Genomic DNA, 2776 nt, shown 5'->3' with positions numbered 1-2776 from the left:
TATTACCAAATAGGTAATGAATATGCATACACATAATATATACAAAAATTGTGATTTCAACCAAAATAATAAACCATGGTATGGTTTAACCATGACTGATTCTGCAGCTAGACAGATAAAACAGCTAGTTCACTTAGATCACAATATGTTGGGTTTACGACTTAGTATAAAAAATACTGGATGTGCCGGATTCGGTTATGTCGTAGATAAAGTTACCACATACAATCAAACTGATTTAATTTATGAACATCAAGGTGCAAAGCTTTTTGTAGCATTACAAGCTATGCCTTTAATTGACGGAACGAAACTAGACTATGTGCAAGAAGGCTTGAACTACGAATTTAAGTTTCACAATCCCCAAGCTCACCATACCTGTGGGTGTGGTGAAAGTTTTGGATTTTGAGCGATACATAATGATGATACATAAAAATGGGACAAAATATAAAGAGGGATTTGTTACTAAGTTAGCTACAGAAGAATTACAGTATGGTATTAATGAAGAAGTAGTGCATGCTATATCTGCTAAGCGTAACGAACCAGATTGGATGTTACAATTTCGTCTCAATGCTTATCATACTTGGCTTAAGATGAAAGAGCCTCATTGGCTGAATGCATACTATAAATCATTTAATTATAATGATTATAGTTATTATTCTGTACCTAAATGTAGCAATTGCGATGATTCTGAATTGAGCGCAACAACAATAAAGAAAAAAAATTACTTAACTAATGAAGTAGAAGAGACATTTAATAAGTTAGGAGTACCTGTACGTGAAGGAAAACAAGTAGCTGTAGACGCTATTTTCGACTCAGTATCAGTATCGACTACATATAGTGATAAATTAGCAGAACAAGGTATTATTTTTTGTTCTTTCGGCGATGCTATTCAAAATTATCCCGAGCTAATACATCAACATTTAGGCAGTGTTGTACCAGTAAATGATAATTTTTTTGCTGCACTTAACTCAGCAGTAGTATCAGATGGTACATTTGTTTATATACCCAAAAATGTACGTTGTCCTATGGAATTATCTACTTATTTTCGCATTAACGCTGCTAATACTGGACAATTCGAACGTACAATGATTATTGCGGAAAAAGGTAGTTATGTAAGCTATATTGAAGGTTGTTCAGCACCTGCACGAAAAAACTATCAGTTGCATGCAGCGGTAGTAGAAGTAATTTTATTAAAAGATGCTCAAGTAAAATATTCAACGGTACAAAACTGGTTTTCAGGTAGTCAAAACGAAGGAGGTATCTTTAACTTCGTGACGAAACGAGCATTGTGTCTCGGCGATAATGCGAAGATGTCATGGACTCAATCAGAGACAGGTTCAGCTATTACTTGGAAATATCCCAGTGTTATTCTACGTGGAGATAATTCAGTAGGAGAATTTTTCTCAGTTGCACTAACTAATGGTTATCAACAAGCTGATACTGGTACTAAGATGATTCATATTGGAAAGAATACTAGTTCTACTATTATTTCTAAAGGTATTTCAACAGGTAATAGTAAAAATACTTACCGTGGTTTAGTCAAAATAATGTCTACTGCTACCAACGCACGAAACTTTACTCAGTGTGATTCCATGTTGATTGGTAATAAATGCGGTGCCCATACATTTCCGTATATTGAAGTATACAATAATACAGCTAAGCTAGAGCATGAGGCGACAACTTCTCGTATCGGGAAAGATCAGCTTTTTTACTGTTGTCAGCGTGGTATTAACGAAGATAATGCGATATCAATGATTGTTAATGGTTTTTGCAAAGATGTTTTCTCAGAACTACCATTAGAATTTGCCGTAGAAGCACAACGATTATTAGCAATTAACCTTGAACACAGTGTAGGTTAAAAATTAAGCATTCTTATATGTTTATAACATTAAATGGACAAAATAAACCATGCCGCATAAAAGAATATAAAACATGTTATTAATTAACAACTTAAACGTAGAAGTAGAAAAAAAGTCTATTATAAATAGACTCAACTTACAAATAAAACCTGGCGAAGTTCATGCTATTATGGGTCCTAATGGATCAGGTAAAAGTACTCTATCAGGAACTCTCGCAGGTCATGATAATTATCATGTGACAGCAGGAGAAGTTCTATTTAAAGGTAAAGATTTACTAAAACTCAATCCTGAAGAACGAGCAGGAGAAGGTATTTTTCTAGCATTTCAATATCCCATTGAAATTCCTGGCGTAAGTAATCAGTTGTTCTTACATACTGCTATCAACGCAGTACGTAAATATCGTGAGCAAGAACCGCTAGATAGTTGGGATTTAATTGATTTAATAGAAACTAAAATTGATCTGCTAAAAATGCCTAAAGATTTATTAAAAAGATCAGTAAATGTAGGATTTTCTGGGGGAGAAAAAAAACGTAACGAAATTTTGCAGATGGCAGTATTAGAACCTGACTTATGTATTCTCGATGAAACTGATTCTGGGCTAGATATTGATGCTTTGAAAATTATAGCTAATGGTATAAATATGTTACGCAATGTTCGCCGTTCGTTTATGGTCATAACTCATTACCAGCGTATTCTAGATTATCTTAAGCCCGAACATGTACATGTTCTATATCATGGTAAGATTATTAAATCAGGTGATTTTTCTCTAGCGAAGCAGCTTGAGGAGCAAGGTTATGGCTGGCTTACTAAAAAACAATAAAAATAACCAAGTTTTTTTAAACAAATGGTATCAATTCTTAGAAAGTATCAGTTCTACTGATATCTATGCGAATACTCACTGGAAACATCACTGGCCCAAA

General features: G+C 34.0%; 3 protein-coding genes. All 3 read left to right on the top strand.

Annotated elements, in window-relative coordinates; translation table 11 throughout:
- Positions 1-22 precede the first annotated feature (22 nt).
- A complete protein-coding gene (gene sufA, locus CEX73_RS02715; RefSeq protein ID WP_101627054.1) occupies positions 23-403 on the top strand; it encodes a Fe-S cluster assembly scaffold SufA in 381 nt (126 codons plus the stop codon).
- Between the two features lie 10 nt (positions 404-413).
- Positions 414-1856, top strand: a complete 1443-nt coding sequence (sufB, locus tag CEX73_RS02710; RefSeq protein ID WP_101627053.1) for a Fe-S cluster assembly protein SufB — start codon at positions 414-416, stop codon at positions 1854-1856.
- Between the two features lie 73 nt (positions 1857-1929).
- Positions 1930-2676, top strand: coding sequence for a Fe-S cluster assembly ATPase SufC (gene sufC / locus CEX73_RS02705; protein ID WP_101627052.1), 747 nt, complete (start codon positions 1930-1932; stop codon positions 2674-2676).
- Positions 2677-2776: the final 100 nt, after the last annotated feature.

The organism is Candidatus Palibaumannia cicadellinicola, from assembly GCF_002855795.1.
Lineage (GTDB): Bacteria > Pseudomonadota > Gammaproteobacteria > Enterobacterales > Enterobacteriaceae > Baumannia > Baumannia cicadellinicola_C.
This window is presented reverse-complemented; position numbering and strand designations above follow the sequence as displayed.

Coding starts and splice junctions, on each gene's coding strand:
- sufA (WP_101627054.1), top strand. CDS start 23: ATGCATACACATAATATATACAAAAATTGTGATTTCAACCAAAATAAT.
- sufB (WP_101627053.1), top strand. CDS start 414: ATGATGATACATAAAAATGGGACAAAATATAAAGAGGGATTTGTTACT.
- sufC (WP_101627052.1), top strand. CDS start 1,930: ATGTTATTAATTAACAACTTAAACGTAGAAGTAGAAAAAAAGTCTATT.